We start from the raw sequence: 18,185 nt of genomic DNA, 5'->3' as shown, positions 1-18,185 counted from the left end.
ACGACACTCCCTCGCCATGACAGTCGATGTCCGACCGAGCGTGGTGGTGCACCGTCCCCGGGCCGAGGTCGCCGCGTTCATGTTCGACCCCGCCAACGATCTGCGCTGGACCGGCGGCATCACCGCAAGCACGCCGGCCCGGCCCGGCCCGCTCGTCGAGGGCGCGACCGTCGAACGAACCGCGCGATTCCTCGGCCGCCGGTTCACGTACGGCTACGTCGTCACCCGGCACGAAAAGAACCGGCTGGTCGAGTTGGAGGTCGACCGCCCGTTCCCGATGCTCATCCGCTACGAGCTCGCCGACCACCCCGACGGGACCCTGGTGAGCATCCACGCCACCGGCACTCCCGGCCGCTTCTTCGGCTGGGCCACCCCGCTGCTGGCCCGCCAGGTGCACCGGAACATCGCAGCCGACCTCGGCCGGCTGCGCAGCTGCCTGGAGGCCGGCTGAACGACTACTGCTCGGCGAGGCGACGCACGCCCGGGGCCGTGGACCGGCGCAGCAACGACGACTCCTGCGGGTCGGGCGCCACCACCTCGACGTCCGGGGAGATCCGGTAGGGCCGCGCGAGCAGCAGGCCGCCCAGCGACCTGCGCAGGCGCGACATCTCGGCGCGCACCGTGACGAGGTGGTCGCGATCGCCGTAGAGCGCGATCGACAGCGCCCCGGCGTCCATCCCGGCAGTGCCCGCGGCCGCCAGCAGCACGAGCACCTCCGCGTGCCGCGTCGACAACGGGTGCACCCAGCGCGCCGCCCCGTCGACGACGGCGCGGGGCGGGCGGGCGTCGAGCTCGAGGCTGAGCCGGATGCGGGCGGTGTCCTCCACGCGGAGCAGCCAACCGCCGGGCACCGGTTCGGGCAGGAACACGCCGACGCCGTGCACCGAGATCGGCCGGTCCGCCCGCGGGACCGCGACCCGCTCCACGCTCGGCATGCCGGTGACGGCCGCGACCCAGCCGTGCTCGTCGACGACGAGGCCGGCCCCCTGGAGGCGGGAGAGGATCGGTGCCGCGACTGCGCGCAGCGCGTCGATGCGGCCCTCGTGCTGGCGCCACAGGCTCGCCTCGGCGAGCTTCACCGCGGTGCCGACGAGCGCCACCGTGGTGGGGTGCACGGTGTGCGCAGGCCCGCTGACGTCGACGACGCCGAGGAGCTCACCCGAGCGCGGATCGTGCACGGGGCACGCGGTGCAGGTCCAGACGTGGTGGGACCGCACGAAGTGCTCGGCGGCGAACATCTGCACGGGGGCCGCCTCGGCGAGGGCTGTGCCGATCGCGTTGCTGCCGACGCTGCCCTCGGACCAGTCGGCACCCTCGGTGAAGCCGAGCCGGTCGGCGCGGCGGCGTACCTGCACCGACCCCTCCCGCCAGAGCAGCCTGCCGTCGGCGTCGGTGATGACCATGATGTGCGAGGCGTCGTCGGCCACCGACGTGAGTGCGGCCCGCAGTTCGGGCAGCACGCGCTGCAGCGCGCTGCCAACCCGGCGCCGCTCCACCTCCGCGGCAGGCAGCGGTCCCGCCGGGTGGCCCAGGTCGGGGTCGACCCCCTGCGCCCGGACCCGCGCCCAGGAGCGCGCGACGAGGCGCCGCGGCGAGGCGGGCGGCCGGTCCCCCGAGAGCAGCGCGTCGTGCACGCGGGCGAGCACGCGTGCGTGCCGGCCGATGTCGGTGCCCGGCCGGACCGCGCAGACGCCCTCGTCCGCTGTCATGAGCATCACCCGCCGACCACATTAGGCAGGCACGACGCCCTTCGTCGACACCGCCGGCGCAACGGGACGCGGCGTGCCCAGCAGAACGCCGCAGACGATGACGGTCGCGGCCACCAGTTCCACCGCGCTCGGCCGCTCCCCCAGGAACGTGGCGGCCAGCCCGATCCCCACCACCGGGACGAGCAGCGAGTACGGCGCCACCACGCCGGCCGGGTACCGCCGCATCAACCCGACCCACAGCCCCGAACCGACCAGGGTCCCGAGCACGGCGATGTACCCCAGCGCGACGACGCCGGGCAGCCCGGCGGGTGTGACGGTCGTGCGCAGCGCCTCCCAGCCGGCCGAGGAACCCTCCCAGATCATCGACATCGCCAGCAGCGGGATCGGCGGTACCACCGTCATCCACAGCGTGAGGTGCATCGGGTTCGGCGCGGCGGCGAGCCGGCTCGCCAGGTTTCCGAACGCCCAGCCCAACGCCCCGAGCAGGGTGAGCAGCACCGGGAGCACGGCGGCGACCTGGGCTCGCGACACCGCGATCGTCGCGAGCCCGAGCAGCGCGAACGCGATGCCGATCCCCTGCCGCGGCGAGATCCGCTCGTGCAGCAACAGCGCCCCGAGCAGCACGGTGAACGGGGCGGACGCCTGCAGCACCAGCGACGCGAGCCCCGTCGGCATCCCGATGTCCATGGCGATGAACAGGAAGATGAACTGCACGGTGCCGAACCCCACGCCGAACCCGAGCAGCCAGCGCAGCGGCACCCGCGGCCACGGCACGAGCAGCACCGTCGGCACCGCGAGCACGAGGAAGCGGATCGCCGCCAGGAACAACGGGGGGAAGTGCTCCAGCCCGACGTGGATGGCGATGAAGTTCCCGCCCCAGAGGATGGCGACGAACCCGGCGAGCAGGCGGTGGCGGATGGTCACGTCCTCACAGTCTTCGCGCCGGGAACCGCTCAGACCAGCGAAATGTTCTGAAACGACTCTTTAGAATCACTTCATGGACGTCCAGCGGTTGCGGGTGCTGCGCGAGCTGGCCGATCGGGGCTCCGTCACGGCGGTCGCCGCGGCCCTCTCCTTCACCCCGTCCGCGATCTCCCAGCAGCTCAAGACGCTCGCCGACGAGGTCGGCGTGCCGCTCACCGAGCCCGCGGGGCGCGGGGTGCGCCTCACCGAGGCCGGGCACGCCCTCGTCGCCGAGGCGGAAGGCGTGCTCACCGCGATCGCCCGCGCCGAGGCGGCGGTGGAGCGCCTGCGCACCGAACCGCGCGGGCTGGTGCGGGTCGCGCTCTTCCCGTCCGGCGCGCGGATGCTCCTGCCCGGCTTGCTCCGACGGCTGGACGCGGTGGCCGGCGTCGAGCTGCAGTGCCGCGACGTCGACATGACCCCCGCCGACGTGCCCGCCCTCGCCGCCGACTTCGACGTCGTCGTCAGCCACCGCGACGAGACGGCGCCCGCCCCGCCCATCACCCGGTGGCAGGTCGTCCCGCTGCTGCGCGAACCGCTCGACGTCGCGCTCCCACCGGGGCACCGGCTCGCGCGGCGCCGGAAGCTGCGGCTCGAGGAGCTCGCCGACGAGGACTGGATCAGCGTGGGCGTCGGCTGGCCCGTCGACGACATCCTGCGCTCGCTCGCCATGGCCACCGGCGCCACCCCGCGGGTGGTGCAGCGGATCAACGACTTCGCCGTCACCGAGGAGCTCGTGGCGGCGGGGCACGGGATCGCGCTGCTGCCCCGCTACTCCACCGACGACCGCGGCGGCCGACGGCTCGTGTGCCGCCCGCTCGCGGGCGTGCGCGCCGGGCGGCTCGTCGAGGCGGTAGTGCGCACGAGCACGGCGGAGCGGCCCGCCGTCGCGACCGTGCTCGACGCGCTGCGCGCCGAGGCACGCTCGCTCACTGCAGGCAGAACTCGTTCCCCTCGGGATCGGTGAGCACGATCCACCAGCCGCTCTCCTCCTGCATCTCCCGCACCACGGTGGCCCCCGCGGCGACGAGCTGCGACATGTGCGACCGCACGGCCGCCCGCCGGTCGTTGGCACCGTGCCCGGCGTTGACGTCGAGGTGAACCCGGTTCTTGATGGTCTTCGGCTCCGGCACCCGCTGGAACAGCATGCGCGGCCCGAAACCGGCGGGGTCGACGATCGCGGTGTACTGCTCCTCCCGCGCACCGTCGCCGCTGCTCACGAGGTACCCGGGCCGCGGTGGCTGCAGCACGTAGCCGAGGGCCACCGCCCAGAACGCGGCGAGCCGCCGGGGGTCACGCGCGTCCACAGTGATCTGGAGGGGGATCGCCATGGGTGCATCCTGCCGGGTCTACGGACGCAGTCGTTTCGGCAGCTTTGCGACGATCGCGTCGTAGGACTCGTCGACCAGCTCTCGCAGCTCCTCGTCCGGGATCGTCCCGTCGATGCGCACGCTGTTCCAGCCGTGCCGACCGATGTACGGCATCACCGTGACGTGATCCGGGTAGCGGTGGCGCAGCTCAGCGGCCTCATCGGCGTCGCGGCCGCACTTGACCCCCAGCCCACCACCGCCGAGGAACGCGAAGATCTTCCCGCCGACCTTGGCCACGACGTCGCCCTCCCAGGGCTCGTCCTCGAGGGCGCCGGGTTTGGCCAGGCAGTACGCCACGAGTTCGTCGTGGGTCACGCGGCGATCCTGGACCGGGATCGGCGGGCGAACCACAGCAGGACGATCAGCAGCACCGTGAACCAGACGTACGTCCCGTCGACGACCTGCTGCAGCGGCGTCCACGTCAGCTCCTGCTCCCCGCCGCGTGGGTGGACGTACTGGTGCGGCGCGACGACGAACACCGCCGCCATCGCCACCGTGACCGCCGTCCACGCCGCCGAGCGGTTCGCCCAGGCGGTGGCCGCGGCGACGAGCAGCGCGGGCGCCACCCACACCCAGTGGTGCGACCAGGAGGTCGGGGAGACCAGCAGCCCGACCGCCGCGAGCGTGACGAGTGCGAGCGAGGCGGGCGCCCGCCGGATCGCCGGTGCGGCGAGAGCGAGCAGCCCGGCCGACAGCAGCAGCCAAATGACCGTGCGCGCCGTGCCGTCGACGCCCGCACGCACCAGCATCGCCTCGAACGTCTGGTTGGTGAAGAACGGTGACCCGCTCACTCCGCCTGCCGGGTCGGACCAGAACTCCCGGGACTGCGCCGGCGCCACGGCGAACCCGATCGCCGTGGCGACCATCCCGGAGACCGCGGCCGTGGCGGCGGAGCGGTAGTCCCGGCGCAGGAGGAAGAACAGCACGAAGACCGCGGGCGTCAGCTTGATCGCGGCGGCGATGCCGATGAGCATGCCGCGGGGCCACTTCGGCTTGGCGACGAGGCAGTCGAGGGCGACCAGCGCCATCAGCACCAGGTTGATCTGCCCGAACTCGATGGTCTGCAGCACCGGTTCGAGCCCGAACGCAGGCCGCCCCGCGATGGGGTGGTCGAAGTCGATGGCCCGGCCCGGCTCGACGGCCAACGCCAGCGGCAACGCGATCGACGCCACCGAGAGTGCTCCGCCCCGCCCGCCGGAGGGCCAGAGCCGCCGCGCGAAGACGTACAGCGTGACGCCGAGCGACAGCGCCGAGAGCCCGAGCAGGCCCACCCACGCGACGAGCCACGGCACCACCGCGAGCGGCACCATCACCACCGCCGCGAACGGCGGGTAGATGAACGGGAGCGCGATCTTCCCCGAGGTCTCGGGAAGGGGCCCGTAGAGGTCGCCACCGGCCAGCCAGGCCTGCACCCCGAACCGGTAGACCTCCAGATCGATGTGCCGGCCGCCGGTGTGCATCACGAGCCCGGCCAGTACCACTGCCAGCAGCGGCACGGTGACCGGCAGGACGCGCGACGGCGTGCGGAGGACCTGGAGCAACCGTGGGGCAGCTGGCGTGCGTGCGGTCGAGGCGCCGACAACCGTCACGCCGATCCCCTCCCTGTCGCCTCTCCCCCTGCCACGGTAGCCCGACCGTGCGCCCGCACGACCCCCACCCCTGCGGGCCCCGGCTCCCGGATCACGGACCGTGATCAGCCGCCTGGTGCGCGAGCGGCACGTCCCGCCACGTCCGGCCGCTGGTGCACCCACGCGACGATCACGCAGACGTACGCGCCAACGAGATCACCACTCCGGCGCACGCACGGCCACATATGGCCGTCAACGCACCCACCCGACGATCACGCTCCGGCCAAACACACGGGCCAACAAGATCACCAGCTGGGCACGAATACGGCCACATCCGGCCGCAAACGCACCAGGCGGACGATCACGGCGTTGCCCGGCCCCGGCCCGCCTCCCGGCCCCGGCCCGCCCAGGCCCTGCCCGTCCCCCCGGTCTCGGCCCGCGCCCGGCCTACCCCGGCGGCCCATCCGAACCGCGACGACCTCAGCGGATCCCCGCCGCGTCCATCCCCCGCAGCTCCTTCTTGAGATCGGCGATCTCGTCGCGGAGCCGGGCGGCGAGCTCGAACTGCAGGTCGCGGGCCGCGGCGAGCATCTGGTCGGACAGCTGCTGCACCAGGTCGGCGAGCTCGGCGCGGGGCATGTTGGCGGTGTCGCGCCGGGCGACGATGCCGGAGCTGGCGGCCGGTGCCCGGCCGGGCTCGCCTGCCGCGCGCTTGCCCCGGGACTGGTTGCGCCCGGAGCCGCCGACCGGGACCTCCTCGGCCTCCCGGTAGACCTGGTCGAGGATGTCGGCGATCTTCTTGCGCAGCGGCTGCGGGTCGAGACCGTTGGCCTCGTTGTAGGCGATCTGCTTGGCGCGGCGGCGGTCGGTCTCGTCGATGGCGTACTGCATCGACTCGGTGATCTTGTCGGCGTACATGTGGACTTCGCCGGAGACGTTGCGGGCCGCGCGGCCGATCGTCTGGATCAGCGAGGTGCCGGACCGGAGGAAGCCCTCCTTGTCGGCGTCGAGGATCGCGACGAGGGAGACCTCGGGCAGGTCGAGACCCTCGCGGAGCAGGTTGATGCCGACCAGCACGTCGAACTCGCCCAGCCGCAGCTGCCGCAGCAGCTCCACGCGGCGCAGGGTGTCGACCTCGGAGTGCAGGTAGCGCACCCGGATGCCCAGCTCGAGGAGGTAGTCGGTGAGGTCCTCGGCCATCTTCTTGGTGAGCGTGGTGACCAGCACGCGCTCGTCGCGCTCGCTGCGCTCCCGGATCTCGTGGACGAGGTCGTCGATCTGGCCTTTGGTCGGCTTGACCACGACCTTCGGGTCGACGAGGCCGGTGGGCCGGATGACCTGCTCGACGAACTCGCCGCCGGTGCGGGAGAGCTCGTACGGGCCGGGGGTGGCCGACAGGTAGAGGGTCTGCCCGATCCGGTCGGAGAACTCCTCCCACGTGAGCGGCCGGTTGTCGACCGCGGACGGCAGCCGGAAGCCGAACTCGACGAGGTTGCGCTTGCGGGACATGTCGCCCTCGTACATGCCGCCGATCTGCGGGACGGTCTGGTGGGACTCGTCGATGACCAGCAGGAAGTCGTCGGGGAAGTAGTCGATGAGCGTGGCGGGCGCGGAGCCGGGGCCGCGGCCGTCGATGTGGCGCGAGTAGTTCTCGATGCCGGAGCAGAACCCGACCTGGCGGATCATCTCGAGGTCGTACTGGGTGCGCATCCGCAACCGCTGCGCCTCGAGCATCTTGCCCTGCCGCTCGAGCTCGGCGAGCCGCTCCTCCAGCTCGGCCTCGATGTCGCGGACGGCCCGCTCCATGCGCTCAGGGCCCGCGACGTAGTGGGTGGCCGGGAAGATGCGCACGTCGTCGACCTGGCGCAGGACGTCGCCGGTGAGAGGATGCAGGTAGTACAGCGACTCGATTTCGTCGCCGAAGAACTCGATGCGGATCGCGAGCTCCTCGTAGGCCGGGATGATCTCGACCGTGTCGCCGCGGACGCGGAAGGTGCCGCGGTTGAACGCGAGGTCGTTGCGGGTGTACTGGACGTCGACCAGCGCGCGGAGCAGCGCGTCGCGCTCGACGGTGGCGCCGACCTCGAGCTTGACCGACCGGTCGAGGTAGGACTGCGGCGTGCCGAGACCGTAGATGCACGAGACGGACGCCACCACGACGACGTCGCGCCGGGACAGCAGGTTCATCGTGGCGGAGTGGCGCAGCCGCTCGACGTCCTGGTTGATCGAGGAGTCCTTCTCGATGTAGGTGTCGGTCTGCGCGATGTAGGCCTCGGGCTGGTAGTAGTCGTAGTACGAGACGAAGTACTCGACGGCGTTGTTCGGCAGCATCTCGCGCAGCTCGTTGGCCAGCTGCGCCGCGAGGGTCTTGTTGGGCGCCATCACGAGCGTGGGCCGCTGCAGCCGCTCGATCAGCCACGCGGTGGTGGCCGACTTGCCGGTGCCGGTGGCACCGAGCAGCACGACGTCCTGCTCGCCTGCCTTGATGCGGCGCTCCAGCTCGTCGATGGCCGCCGGCTGGTCGCCCGCGGGCTTGTACGGGCTGACGACCTCGAAGCGGCCGCCCGTGCGGGGGATCTCCCCGACAGGACGGAACTCCGAGTGCGCCACCGGAACGTCCGGGAGCGCTGCGCTGCCGGGAACCTCAGTCGCGAATGCCACGAGTCCAGGGTACGAGCCGGGTCCGACAGGAACAGGCCGCATGCTGGCAGCATCGGTACCCGTGCACCCGCCGAAGACCGTGACCTTCGACGTCCCGGCCCGCGTCAACACCGACACCAAGGGCTTCGAGCGCCCGGTGGACGAGTACCGCGAGACGTCCTTCGGCCTCTACATGAGCCGTGCGATGGTCAACCGGCCCACGGCGCACTGGGTGGAGTCGTGGCTCCTGCCCGACCTCGGGCTGTGCGTCACCGACTGGTGGTGGAACCCGGGCCACGCACGGGAGCAGGACTACTACCTCGACGTCTGCGAGATCGTCCGGGACGGCGGGCGCTGGGTGCTCACCGACCACTACCTGGACATCGTGGTGCGCACCGGACGCGACGCCGCCGTGGTGGACGTCGACGAGTTCGTGGCCGCGGTCGCACTGGGCCTGCTCGCCCCGGCCGCCGCCGAGTCGGCGATGCACACCGCGTACCGCGCGGTCGACGGGCTGGCGTCCCACGGCCACGACCTGGACGCATGGCTCGCCACGTTCGGCATCACGCTGACGTGGAAGGACCGTGCGAGCGGAGACTCGGCAGGCGCGCCGGAACGGCCCGCATGAGGCGGTGGAGTTGTTGCGCCCAAGATCCGCAGTATCGGTTGGCTATGGCTGTGGCGACAGCCATGGGCAACCGACAGTTCGGATCACGCGCGTCCCGGCCGGTCAGGCCATTGCGCCATCCCGGTCACCCTGCGGGCGTGAGCGCGGTCATCCCCTCGCGCGGGTCCCATCGAGTCGGCCTTGTCCGGCGGGTTCCGGTGGGCGCGCCCACGGCGGCAACGGTGCGTTCCGCAATACGCACCCGGCCGTCATCAGCGACTCGGCGCGCAGACCGGGGCCAGATCCACCCGACTACCCGCCGATCACGACGATGCCGGCGCCACATGCGGCGGGAAGCCCCTACACAGGCACGACGATCGACAGCTGGACCTCTGCTACGACGACGAGGTCGAGGGTTCCGGGTCGGGCTCCGAGGTCGGCTCGGGGTCCTGCGTGGGGTCCGGATCGTCGGTCGGCTCGGGCTTCGTCGGCTCGGGCTTCGTCGTCGGCTTCGGCGGCTTGGTCGGCTTCGGCGGCTTGGTCGACGGGTCGTCCTCGTCGCCCTCGTCGTTGTCCGGCCGCCGCGACGTGGTGGTCGTCTGCGGCGGCGGGGCGGTCGTCGGCGCGACGATCGCCGGGGGAGGCGGGGGCGGCGGCGCGGCGAGCCCGGGATCCGGAGCGAGGGCCGGGCCGGGTTCCTCGACGGGCAGCGAGTCCGCCGACGTCGACTCCTCGGTGGACGAAGGAAGTTCCTCCACCACGGGCAGCGACGCGCCCGCGCCGACCCGCGAGGACGGTTCGGCGTCGGCCGAGATCGAGGCGGCCGGGTCGACGATCGGGCTCGGCGCGCTGAGCTGGGCCACCGCGGTGGTGGCGCCGAGCGCGCCGACGGTGAGCACCGCCGCCGCGGCCGCGGTGCTGGCCCGGTTGAGCATGCTCGCCCGGCGGATGACGGTGTCGACCGACGGAAGGGTGACGGCGCCCGCCAGCTCGTCGTCGAGCCTGCGCAGCTCGTCGGTGATGCGCTCGTAGCCGTCCGTCACCGACGACCTCCCTCGTAGTCGCGGGCGTCGGCGTCGTCGAGCCCGTAGTCATCGGATGCCCCGCCGCCGGAGTCGTCGAGTCCGTAGCCAGGGGCGTAGCCGGTGGCGGCGGCATCACCCAGCACGTCGGGGAGCACGTCGGCCATCCCCTCGGTGACGACGTGGCGGCCGCGCGTCAGCCGGGCGTGGACGAGTGTCTCGGAGGCCTGCTCGATGGCCGCGATCTCCTCGACGGTGGCACCGGCCATGTGGAACAGGACCACCGCGCGCCGCTCCGCAGGCGACAGCCGGGCGAGTGACCTGAGGATGGCCCGCGTGCGGTCGTCGACGCCCGCACCGATCGCCCGCGGGCGGCCGATGCCGAAGCGGGCCAGGGCTCCCCGCCAGCTGCGGACGGTGGACCGGACCGCGACCCGGCGGATCCACGCGCTCGGGTCGGGCGTTCGGCCGATCGCCACCCAGCTGCGCCACGCCCGCGAGTAGGCGTCCTGCACGACGTCGTGGGCCTCACCCGGATTGAGCGTGATCGCGTAGAGCTGGGCGACCAGACGCTGGTAGTTGGCCTCGAGGTGAGCCCCGAAATCCGCGCGCAGCTCGGCCGGCGTGCTCAGACCCCGCCGCTGCACCAGCTCGGTGCCGTCCGACACGTCGTCGTCGAGATCGGCACCGTGGGAGACCGACGTCGTCACTCGGCCCTCCCCGACAGCTCGTCGTTCACCCGAACGGAGATCGCTCTGCCTCCTCCATCGCCGGACTACTCCGGTCCGTTACCAGCGGCATCCTCCGTTCAGTCCAACGACGGGACCCATGCGGAAGTTGCGGCCCATGCGTCAGCCCGTTGCAGAACAGCGTCGAACCACGGTTCCTTCGCCTCGACGTGCCGATCGGCGTCGGGGTCGCCGCCGTAGCGGGCCTCCGCCTCCCGCTTGACGGCGAGGTACTCCGCACGGGCGGTGGCGTCGGCGCGCAACCAGTCGCGGAAGAGCAGCGCGTAGCGCCATCCCGGCGAGCCCACCTCGCGGATGTGCAGGTTCACCGACCGCCCCGGATCGGCGCTGCCGTGGAACCGCTTCGGCCACACCGGCGAGCCCGGCGGCTTGGGGTTGTCGTGGCCGATGTGCGGATGCCACGGGAAACCGGCGTCCTGCAGTGCGTCGCGCACCGCGTCGGCGTCGGCGAGCGAGGCGACCCCGAGCTGCAGGTCGATGACGTCCTTCGCGGGGAGCCCGGGTATCGAGGTGGACCCGATGTGCGCCACACCGCGGCCACGCTCCCCCGCGGCTGCGGCGACGCGGGCCCGCAGGCGCTCGGCCGTGGCCGGCCACTCCGGGTCGGGCTCGACGAGCCGCGGCGCACCGGCCGAGACGATCCGGCGCTCCCGCAGGTTCGCCTCGAACCGGACGAGCCGCCGCTCCCAGAGCGCGTCCACGGCGATCGCGAGGTCTCGTTCGTCGCCGGAGTTGTCCAGCCGGACGTCGGCCGCGGCCCGGCGGGCCTCGTCGCTCGACTGGGCGGCGATCCGCGCACGGGCGTCCGCCTCGGGCAAGCCGCGCCGGACGAGCCGCCGCACCCGCTCCTCCGCGTCCGCGTGCACGACGACCACCAGCGGGAAGAGCGGCGCCATCCCGTTCTCGACGAGCAGCGGGATGTCCTGCACGACCACCGCGTCCGCGGGAGCCGCGGCGATGAGCTCGGCGGACCGGTCGCGGACCCGCGGGTGGACGATCGCGTTGAGCCGCTCGCGGGCGGCCGGGTCGCCGAACACGACGGCGGCCATGGCCGGCCGGTCGAGCGCACCGGACGCGTCCAGCACGCCCTCGCCGAACACGGCGACCACCTCGGCGAGCCCGTCGGTACCGGGGGCGACGACCTCTCGGGCCAGCACGTCGGAGTCGACGAGCACCGCACCGCGCGCGACCAGCCGACGCGCGACGGTCGACTTGCCCGATCCGATCCCCCCGGTGAGTCCGACGCGCAGCACGGCGGGAGGCTACATGGCCGCGTCCCGTAGATCGCGGGCGACGGGATTCCCGGTCGGGCCGACAACGCAGCCAGGGCCATCCGGGCGCGAATCCCGCGGTCGTGATCTGCGGGACGCGACCAGGATCAACGGGAGCTTCCCGCCTGCGACATCGGCTCACCCGGCGGGGGCGGCGGCGGAGGCGCGCTCGCCTGGTCCACCGATACGGCCGGGAGCACCCGCAGCGCGAGGTCCACGAGCGCGTCGGCGCGGGTCTTCCCCCCGGGCAGCGGCTGGTCCGGCAGCACGAGCGTGAGGTTGCTCGTGGAGTGGGCGACCATCAGCACGGCCTGGCCCCGCTTCTCGAAGAGCGCACCGGGCGCGCTGCCGAGCGGCAGGTCACGCCGCTCCCCCGACTCCGCCCGGACGTTCACCTGCCACTGGGCCGAGGCGGCTGCGGCGTCGCGGTACGCGGTGGCGTTGACGTCCAGCAGCGCCCGGCCACCACCGTCGCCGACACGGGTGTAGCGGCAGGTGACCCGTTCGGTACGGCCCACCGCGGGCTGAGGGACACCGATGGTGGTGCGCACGGTCACCGAGCCGAGCGGAAGCCCCATCACGGCCTCGAGATCGGGGGTGGCGAGGATGCGCCCGCAGTCGGCGGGGATGACCCGGCCGTCCTCGGCCGCCGTGGTGGCAGGCCCGGACTCGGTGGCCGAGGGGAATGTCGGCAGGGCCGTCGGCTCGGCCTCGGACGTGCCGCACGCCCCGATCGCCAGCGCGAGCGCGGCGGCGAGCAGCGCCCGCGCGGCGCGCCCGCCTCCCGCCCCGCGCATGGTTCCACGTTAGATCGGAACCGCTCGGTTATCACCCGACGCGCCCGCCCACTCACCGAACCGTGACAATGCTTCCCCCGAACGCAGGACGACCCCGGTGACCAGTGGTCACCGGGGTCGTCGCAGCGATCTTGCGATCAGGCTCCGCCGGACAGCTTCTCCCGCAGCGCGGCCAGCTGCTCGTCGCTGGCGAGCGAGCCACCGGTCTGCGCCGGAGCCGCCTCACCACCGGACGAGTAGTTGGCGGCCCCACCGTCGGCAGCGGCCTCGGCCTCCGCCTCGGCGGTCTTGCGGATCTGCGCGATGTGCTGCTCGTAGCGGGCGTGCGCCTCGGCGTACTCCTTCTCCCAGGCCTCGCGCTGGGCCTCGAAGCCTTCCTTCCACTCGCCGGTCTCGACGTCGAAGCCCTCGGGGTAGATGTAGTTCCCCTGGTCGTCGTACTCCGCCGCCATGCCGTAGCGGGTGGGGTCGAACTCGGTGTCGACCGTCATGCCCTCGTTGGCCTGCTTGAGCGACAGCGAGATGCGGCGCCGGTCGAGGTCGATGTCGATGACCTTGACCATGCAGTCGTCGCCGACCTGCACGACCTGCTCCGGGATCTCGACGTGGCGCTCGGCCAGCTCCGAGATGTGCACCAGGCCCTCGATGCCCTCCTCGACGCGCACGAACGCACCGAACGGGACGAGCTTGGTGACCTTGCCCGGCACGATCTGCCCGATCGCGTGGGTGCGGGCGTACAACCGCCACGGGTCTTCCTGCGTGGCCTTGAGCGACAGCGAGACGCGCTCGCGGTCCATCTCCACGCTGAGCACCTCGACGGTGACCTCCTGGCCCACCTCGACGACCTCGCTGGGGTGGTCGATGTGCTTCCAGGACAGCTCGGAGACGTGCACCAAGCCGTCGACCCCGCCCAGGTCGACGAACGCACCGAAGTTGACCACCGAGGAGACCACGCCCTTGCGGACCTGGCCCTGCTTGAGCTGGTTGAGGAACTCGCTGCGGACCTCGGACTGGGTCTGCTCCAGCCAGGCGCGGCGCGACAGGACCACGTTGTTGCGGTTCTTGTCCAGCTCGATGATCTTGGCCTCGATCTTGCGGCCGACGTACGGCTGCAGGTCGCGGACGCGACGCATCTCGACCAGCGAGGCCGGGAGGAAGCCGCGGAGACCGATGTCGAGGATCAGGCCGCCCTTGACGACCTCGATGACCGTGCCCTCGACCGGCTCGTCGGCCTCCTTGAGGGCCTCGATCGTGCCCCAGGCGCGCTCGTACTGGGCGCGCTTCTTGGACAGGATGAGCCGGCCTTCCTTGTCCTCCTTCTGGAGGACGAGGGCCTCGACGTGCTCACCGACCGACACCACCTCGGCGGGGTCGACGTCGTGCTTGATCGAGAGTTCCCGAGAGGGGATGACACCCTCGGTCTTGTAGCCGATGTCGAGCAGGACCTCGTCCCGGTCGACCTTCACGATCGTGCCCTCGACGATGTCGCCATCGTTGAAGTACTTGATCGTCTGGTCGATGGCGGCGAGGAAGTCCTCCTCCGACCCGATGTCGTTGACGGCGACCTGCGGCGTGGTCGGGGCGGCGGTGGTGTCGATGGACATGTAGTGGGGTGCTCCGGTGGTGGATGGGCTGGTGGTGCGTTCTTCGTGGCGTTCGTCTCGTGACGTGGCGCTGTCACCTTTGCTTGTGGATCGTGGAGTGCGTCGCGATGCGTGGTCTGAGCGAAGCGCGCGTCGTACCCGCGACGTTGACCACACCGCAAGTAGGATGCTACGCGCCGCCCGATCAGCAGGGCAATGCGGGTACCCCCTGCTCAACCGCGGACATTCCCCGATGATTCCCAGGTGAGCGCCGAAGAGTTGCTGGGGACGGCCGGGGTGGCCCGCCGGGAGGTCGACAGCGCCGAGTCCGAGCGCGCGAGCAGGCTGTGGTGGGACGCCGACGCCGACGACTACCTGGCAGAACACGGCCGCGACATCGGCGAGGCCGACTTCGTCTGGTGCCCGGAGGGCCTGCGCGAGGCCGACGCGCGGCTCCTCGGCGACGTCGCAGGCATGCGGGTGCTCGAGGTCGGCTCCGGCTCGGCGCCGTGCGCGCGCTGGCTCGCCACGCGGGGAGCGCACCCGGTGGCGCTGGACCTGTCCGCCGGGATGCTGCGCCACGCAGCCGACCTCGGCGCCGCCACCGGGCTGGTGGTCCCGCTCGTGCAGGCGGGCGCCGAACGCCTGCCGTTCGCCGACGCGTCCTTCGACGCCGCGTGCTCCGCGTTCGGCGCCGTGCCGTTCGTGGCCGAGCCGGAGCGCGTGATGCGGGAGGTCGCACGGGTGCTGCGGCCGGGCGGGCGTTGGGTGTTCGCCGTCAACCACCCCATGCGCTGGATGTTCTCCGACGACCCCGGCCCCGACGGCCTCACCGTCCAGCAGTCCTACTTCGACCGCACCCCCTACGTCGAGATCGACGCCGGCGGCCACGCCACCTACGTGGAGCACCACCGCACGCTGGGCGACCGCGTCCGCGACCTCGTGGCCGCCGGCCTGGTGCTCGACGACCTGGTGGAGCCGGAATGGCCGGAGGACCGGGAGACGGTGTGGGGCCAGTGGTCTCCCTTGCGAGGCCGTCTGTTCCCCGGCACGGCGATCTTCGTGACGCACAAGCCGTAGCCACTGGATGCACGCTCCCGGCCACGCCTGTCGGCGCCGGCGACGCACGTGCCCCGCCATGGGCACGGCGGGTCGGTGGTCCGCGCGTCGAGCTGATCATGCGTAGGGAAGCCTCATGCGGCTTCGATCGCCGCGAGACCACCCGGAGCGCCCTCGTGAGGGCGCCGGCGCGGATCTCGGACGCTTCTATATCTGTCAAGCGGCTGAGGACGCGTTGCTGCTTGTGGTCGTGATGGTCGCGGTGAGGAAGCGGTAGAGCTCGCGCGCGATGTAGCGCTTGAGGCAGCGTCGGATCTCTCGGGTGGTCTTCCCTTCGGCGGTGCGGCGGGCGAGGTAGGCCTTGGTCGTGGGGCAGCTGCGCATGCGGACCATCGCGATGGTGTGCAGTGCGCTGTTGAGGGCGCGGTCACCGCCGCGGTTGAGCCGGTGGCGCTTGGTGTGGCCGCTGCTGGCCTCGAGCGGGCTGGCGCCGGCGAGCGCGGCGAAGGCGCCCTCGTTGCGGCAGCGCCCGGGGTGGGAGAAGCTGATGATCGCTTGGGCGGCGGTGATCGGGCCGATGCCGCGGCGGTCGGTCAGCCCGGGAGCGAGGTCGTCCACGATGCGCTGGAGTTCGCGGCTGTTGGCCCGTAGTGCGCGGTGAGACTCTCGCAGTGCGAGAGCGAGGCGCCGGATCTCGGCCTGGCGCACGACCTGCTCGCGGCTGGCATCGCGGGCCGGACGGTGGCGGGCCAGCGCAGCGAGCCTGGTGTCGGTGAGCGTGCCACGGGCGAAGTCACGGTCGCGGTCGTCGCCGCCCAGCAGCAGTGCGCGTAGCCGGTTGGTCTGAGCGGTCGAGCTGTCGGTGAGCTCGTGGCGGGCGTCCATCAGGATCCGGCGTCCATCAGGATCCGGCGTCCATCAGGATCCGGAGCGCTTCGCGGTCACCATCGGCGCGCGGGCTCGGGAGCTGGTCGGCGTCAAGCCGCAGCGCGGTGAGCACGGCCAGGTGCGCGTCGATCGCGTCGGACTTTCCCCGACCGCGACGGGACTTGCGGTTGGGCTGCTCGCACTCGATCACCATCACACCGGCACCGCTGACTGCGCGCGCTAGTCCGATGCCGTAGCTGCGGGTGCCCTCGATCGCGACGGCGACCCGCGACCCGGGAGCGTGATCGCCGATCCAGGCCAGCAGCTCGGCGTAGCCGCGGGAGTCATTGCTGACCTGGCAGGTCGCGATCGGGGCTCCGGTCGGGAGGGCGATTTCTGCGTCGTGGGTGTCGTCGTGGGTGTCACGGTGGGTGTCGACACCGACGACGGCGTCGACACGTTCTGCCAACATGGGCACGGGCCTGGTCCTTCTGACGGGGAACGGGTCCAACAGGCGGCACCGGCCCGGGTGAGGGTCACCACGTGGCACATCTGTGACGGGTCACGCCGGTAACCGGCGGACAGGCTTCTGATCAGGCCAACCGGTGAACCGGGCCGGTGCCGGCGACCACGACGGAACAAGTCCGAGACAGGGCACGCCGAAGCGGCCAGATCGATCACGAGTCACATCGGGTCACCGGCACCGAGCCTGACGGTTCTCCACCCAGGAGCACCGCACCGACACACTCACAGATCGATCAGCTGCCGATCCGTCCGCCGGGCGCCCCTGCTGGCGCGAACGGCACTGCGGGGAACGTCGGTGGCCTGTGCTGGGATCGGTCCGTGAAGGTCACGTGGCGGCAGGTCGTGCGGTGGCGGATGCGGCGGCAGCTCCTCGTCGAGCCCGCGGACGACGCGCTGGCCGTGGCCCGGCGGGTCTGCGGGCTGCACGCGCAGGTGGCGTCGTGCACCGAGCTGATCGCCGGCATCCGCAGCGCGGCCCCGCCCGACCTCGACACGGCGCTGTGGCGCGACCGCTCGCTCGTGCGCACCTGGGCCATGCGCGGCACCCTGCACCTGCTGCCCGCCGACGAGCTCGACGTCTGGGTGGGGGCGCGCACCGACTACGAGTCGCGGCGCCGCTTCCCGCCCTCGTACGAACGCGAGCACGGCGTCACCGGGGAGCAGGTGCACGCGATCACCGACGCCATCGGCGAGGTGCTCGGCGCGCAGCCGCTGACCAGGGCGGAGCTGGCCGCGGCGATCAGCGAGCGGCTGGGCGACCCGGCCCTCACGGCCCCGCTCTCCACCGGCTGGGGCGCGGTGTTCAAGCCGGCTGCCTCCCGAGGCCTGCTCTGCTCCGGCCCCGCCGCCGACGGGGCCGTCACGTTCGTCAGCCCGGCGGCCTGGCTCGGGCGGCCCGTCCGGCCGGTCGACGCCCCCGCGGCCAACCGCGAGGTGCTGCTGCGCTTCCTCGCCGCCAACGGGCCGGCCACGGCCGCGGACGTCGCCCGCTGGTGGGGCGAGCAGCCCGGCCCGGCCCGGCGCTGGATCCGCGAGCACGGCGACGCGCTCACCGCCGTCGAGATCGACGGCGAGGCGGGGTTCGTCGTCCGCGCCGAGGACGCCGACGAGCTCGCGGCCGTCCCCGATGCGCCGGCCGGGGACGTCGTGCTGCTGCCCGGCTTCGACCCCTGGGTGATCGCCCCGCGCTCGCACCGCGAGCACGCGGTGCCGCCGGACCGCATGCCCGAGGTGTCGCGCACCGCGGGTTGGATCTCCCCCGTCCTCGTCGTCGGCGGCGCCGTGGCCGGGGTGTGGGAGCACGAGCGGCGCGAGGGGGAGCTCTCGATCACCGTCCGCCCGTTCGGCGAGCTCCCCGCGGCGGTGCGCGACGGGGTGCAGGAGCACGCCGCGCGCTACGCCACCCTGCTCGGCGCCGCCGGCATCAGCGTCGGGTGGGGCTGACATAAGGTGCCG

At 72.5% G+C, this 18,185-nt stretch carries 18 protein-coding genes; 5 read left to right on the top strand and 13 right to left on the bottom strand.

The window, feature by feature from the left end; all coding sequences use genetic code 11:
- Nucleotides 1–16: 16 nt before the first annotated feature.
- A complete protein-coding gene (locus FHX44_RS30020) occupies nucleotides 17–451 on the top strand; it encodes an SRPBCC family protein (protein WP_147258856.1) in 435 nt (144 codons plus the stop codon).
- 4 nt (nucleotides 452–455) lie between these two features.
- Here FHX44_RS30020 and FHX44_RS30015 read toward each other — a convergent pair whose 3' ends face one another.
- Both FHX44_RS30015 and FHX44_RS30010 read right to left on the bottom strand, forming a co-directional pair.
- Nucleotides 456–1,709 (bottom strand): GAF domain-containing protein, encoded by a 1,254-nt coding sequence (locus FHX44_RS30015; protein ID WP_147258855.1) that lies wholly within the window; start codon nucleotides 1,707–1,709, stop codon nucleotides 456–458.
- A gap of 21 nt (nucleotides 1,710–1,730) precedes the next feature.
- Entirely contained in the window at nucleotides 1,731–2,633 is a 903-nt protein-coding gene (locus FHX44_RS30010) for an EamA family transporter (RefSeq protein WP_147258854.1), read from the bottom strand.
- A 73-nt stretch (nucleotides 2,634–2,706) separates the two neighbouring features.
- Between FHX44_RS30010 and FHX44_RS30005 the strand changes: the two genes are divergently transcribed.
- Nucleotides 2,707–3,639, top strand: coding sequence for a LysR family transcriptional regulator (locus FHX44_RS30005; protein ID WP_147258853.1), 933 nt, complete (start codon nucleotides 2,707–2,709; stop codon nucleotides 3,637–3,639).
- Here the strand turns inward: FHX44_RS30005 and FHX44_RS30000 are convergent.
- The 4 genes from FHX44_RS30000 to uvrB form a co-directional block, all read right to left on the bottom strand.
- Nucleotides 3,602–4,003 carry a VOC family protein gene (locus tag FHX44_RS30000; protein ID WP_147258852.1) on the bottom strand — a complete coding sequence of 134 codons (402 nt, stop codon included), beginning with the start codon at nucleotides 4,001–4,003 and terminating at the stop codon, nucleotides 3,602–3,604. The genes FHX44_RS30005 and FHX44_RS30000 overlap by 38 nt on opposite strands.
- 18 nt (nucleotides 4,004–4,021) lie before the next feature.
- Nucleotides 4,022–4,357, bottom strand: a complete 336-nt coding sequence (locus FHX44_RS29995) for an MmcQ/YjbR family DNA-binding protein (RefSeq protein ID WP_147258851.1) — start codon at nucleotides 4,355–4,357, stop codon at nucleotides 4,022–4,024.
- Nucleotides 4,354–5,631, bottom strand: a complete 1,278-nt coding sequence (locus FHX44_RS29990; RefSeq protein ID WP_246170666.1) for a glycosyltransferase 87 family protein — start codon at nucleotides 5,629–5,631, stop codon at nucleotides 4,354–4,356. Before FHX44_RS29990 ends, FHX44_RS29995 begins: the two co-directional genes overlap by 4 nt.
- Nucleotides 5,632–6,090: 459 nt before the next feature.
- Nucleotides 6,091–8,271, bottom strand: a complete 2,181-nt coding sequence (gene uvrB / locus FHX44_RS29985; protein ID WP_147258850.1) for an excinuclease ABC subunit UvrB — start codon at nucleotides 8,269–8,271, stop codon at nucleotides 6,091–6,093.
- A gap of 40 nt (nucleotides 8,272–8,311) precedes the next feature.
- Here uvrB and FHX44_RS29980 point away from each other — a divergent pair, with 40 nt between their 5' ends.
- Entirely contained in the window at nucleotides 8,312–8,878 is a 567-nt protein-coding gene (locus FHX44_RS29980; protein ID WP_147258849.1) for a ribonuclease FAU-1 family protein, read from the top strand.
- Between the two features lie 374 nt (nucleotides 8,879–9,252).
- Here the strand turns inward: FHX44_RS29980 and FHX44_RS29975 are convergent, their stop codons facing one another.
- The 5 genes from FHX44_RS29975 to rpsA all read right to left on the bottom strand — a co-directional run bounded on the left by FHX44_RS29975 (nucleotide 9,253) and on the right by rpsA (nucleotide 14,300).
- Nucleotides 9,253–9,900 carry a hypothetical protein gene (locus FHX44_RS29975; protein WP_147258848.1) on the bottom strand — a complete coding sequence of 216 codons (648 nt, stop codon included), beginning with the start codon at nucleotides 9,898–9,900 and terminating at the stop codon, nucleotides 9,253–9,255.
- Nucleotides 9,897–10,589 carry an RNA polymerase sigma factor gene (locus FHX44_RS29970; RefSeq protein WP_147258847.1) on the bottom strand — a complete coding sequence of 231 codons (693 nt, stop codon included), beginning with the start codon at nucleotides 10,587–10,589 and terminating at the stop codon, nucleotides 9,897–9,899. Before FHX44_RS29970 ends, FHX44_RS29975 begins: the two co-directional genes overlap by 4 nt.
- Before the next feature lie 98 nt (nucleotides 10,590–10,687).
- Nucleotides 10,688–11,881 carry a dephospho-CoA kinase gene (coaE, locus tag FHX44_RS29965; protein ID WP_147258846.1) on the bottom strand — a complete coding sequence of 398 codons (1,194 nt, stop codon included), beginning with the start codon at nucleotides 11,879–11,881 and terminating at the stop codon, nucleotides 10,688–10,690.
- 125 nt (nucleotides 11,882–12,006) lie between these two features.
- On the bottom strand, nucleotides 12,007–12,696 hold the full coding sequence (locus FHX44_RS29960) for a hypothetical protein (protein WP_147258845.1): 690 nt from the start codon (nucleotides 12,694–12,696) through the stop codon (nucleotides 12,007–12,009).
- Between the two features lie 137 nt (nucleotides 12,697–12,833).
- The gene (gene rpsA / locus FHX44_RS29955; protein ID WP_147258844.1) at nucleotides 12,834–14,300 is read right to left on the bottom strand and encodes a 30S ribosomal protein S1; all 1,467 of its coding nucleotides are present in this window, start codon (nucleotides 14,298–14,300) and stop codon (nucleotides 12,834–12,836) included.
- A gap of 195 nt (nucleotides 14,301–14,495) precedes the next feature.
- Here rpsA and FHX44_RS29950 point away from each other — a divergent pair, with 195 nt between their 5' ends.
- Complete coding sequence (locus FHX44_RS29950) at nucleotides 14,496–15,359, top strand: class I SAM-dependent methyltransferase (protein WP_147258843.1); 864 nt, start codon at nucleotides 14,496–14,498, stop codon at nucleotides 15,357–15,359.
- 195 nt (nucleotides 15,360–15,554) lie between these two features.
- Here FHX44_RS29950 and FHX44_RS29945 read toward each other — a convergent pair whose 3' ends face one another.
- Nucleotides 15,555–16,223 (bottom strand): transposase, encoded by a 669-nt coding sequence (locus tag FHX44_RS29945; protein ID WP_147258842.1) that lies wholly within the window; start codon nucleotides 16,221–16,223, stop codon nucleotides 15,555–15,557.
- A 16-nt stretch (nucleotides 16,224–16,239) separates the two neighbouring features.
- On the bottom strand, nucleotides 16,240–16,677 hold the full coding sequence (locus FHX44_RS29940) for an IS110 family transposase (RefSeq protein ID WP_147253724.1): 438 nt from the start codon (nucleotides 16,675–16,677) through the stop codon (nucleotides 16,240–16,242).
- Between the two features lie 371 nt (nucleotides 16,678–17,048).
- Here FHX44_RS29940 and FHX44_RS29935 point away from each other — a divergent pair, with 371 nt between their 5' ends.
- Complete coding sequence (locus tag FHX44_RS29935) at nucleotides 17,049–18,173, top strand: winged helix DNA-binding domain-containing protein (protein WP_147258841.1); 1,125 nt, start codon at nucleotides 17,049–17,051, stop codon at nucleotides 18,171–18,173.
- The last annotated feature ends 12 nt before the right edge of the window (nucleotides 18,174–18,185 follow it).

Source organism: Pseudonocardia hierapolitana (assembly GCF_007994075.1).
GTDB lineage: Bacteria > Actinomycetota > Actinomycetes > Mycobacteriales > Pseudonocardiaceae > Pseudonocardia > Pseudonocardia hierapolitana.
The sequence above is the reverse complement of the archived record's forward strand: the minus strand, read 5'-3'. Positions and strand labels throughout refer to the sequence as shown.

Bases quoted from the DNA above. Each gene is read 5' to 3' on its own strand.
- FHX44_RS30015 (WP_147258855.1), bottom strand. From the start codon at position 1,709: ATGACAGCGGACGAGGGCGTCTGCGCGGTCCGGCCGGGCACCGACATC.
- FHX44_RS30000 (WP_147258852.1), bottom strand. From the start codon at position 4,003: ATGGCGATCCCCCTCCAGATCACTGTGGACGCGCGTGACCCCCGGCGG.
- FHX44_RS29945 (WP_147258842.1), bottom strand. From the start codon at position 16,223: ATGGACGCCCGCCACGAGCTCACCGACAGCTCGACCGCTCAGACCAAC.
- rpsA (WP_147258844.1), bottom strand. From the start codon at position 14,300: ATGTCCATCGACACCACCGCCGCCCCGACCACGCCGCAGGTCGCCGTC.
- FHX44_RS29950 (WP_147258843.1), top strand. From the start codon at position 14,496: ATGCGGGTACCCCCTGCTCAACCGCGGACATTCCCCGATGATTCCCAG.
- FHX44_RS29960 (WP_147258845.1), bottom strand. From the start codon at position 12,696: ATGCGCGGGGCGGGAGGCGGGCGCGCCGCGCGGGCGCTGCTCGCCGCC.
- FHX44_RS29940 (WP_147253724.1), bottom strand. From the start codon at position 16,677: ATGTTGGCAGAACGTGTCGACGCCGTCGTCGGTGTCGACACCCACCGT.
- FHX44_RS29980 (WP_147258849.1), top strand. From the start codon at position 8,312: ATGCTGGCAGCATCGGTACCCGTGCACCCGCCGAAGACCGTGACCTTC.
- FHX44_RS30020 (WP_147258856.1), top strand. From the start codon at position 17: ATGACAGTCGATGTCCGACCGAGCGTGGTGGTGCACCGTCCCCGGGCC.
- FHX44_RS30005 (WP_147258853.1), top strand. From the start codon at position 2,707: ATGGACGTCCAGCGGTTGCGGGTGCTGCGCGAGCTGGCCGATCGGGGC.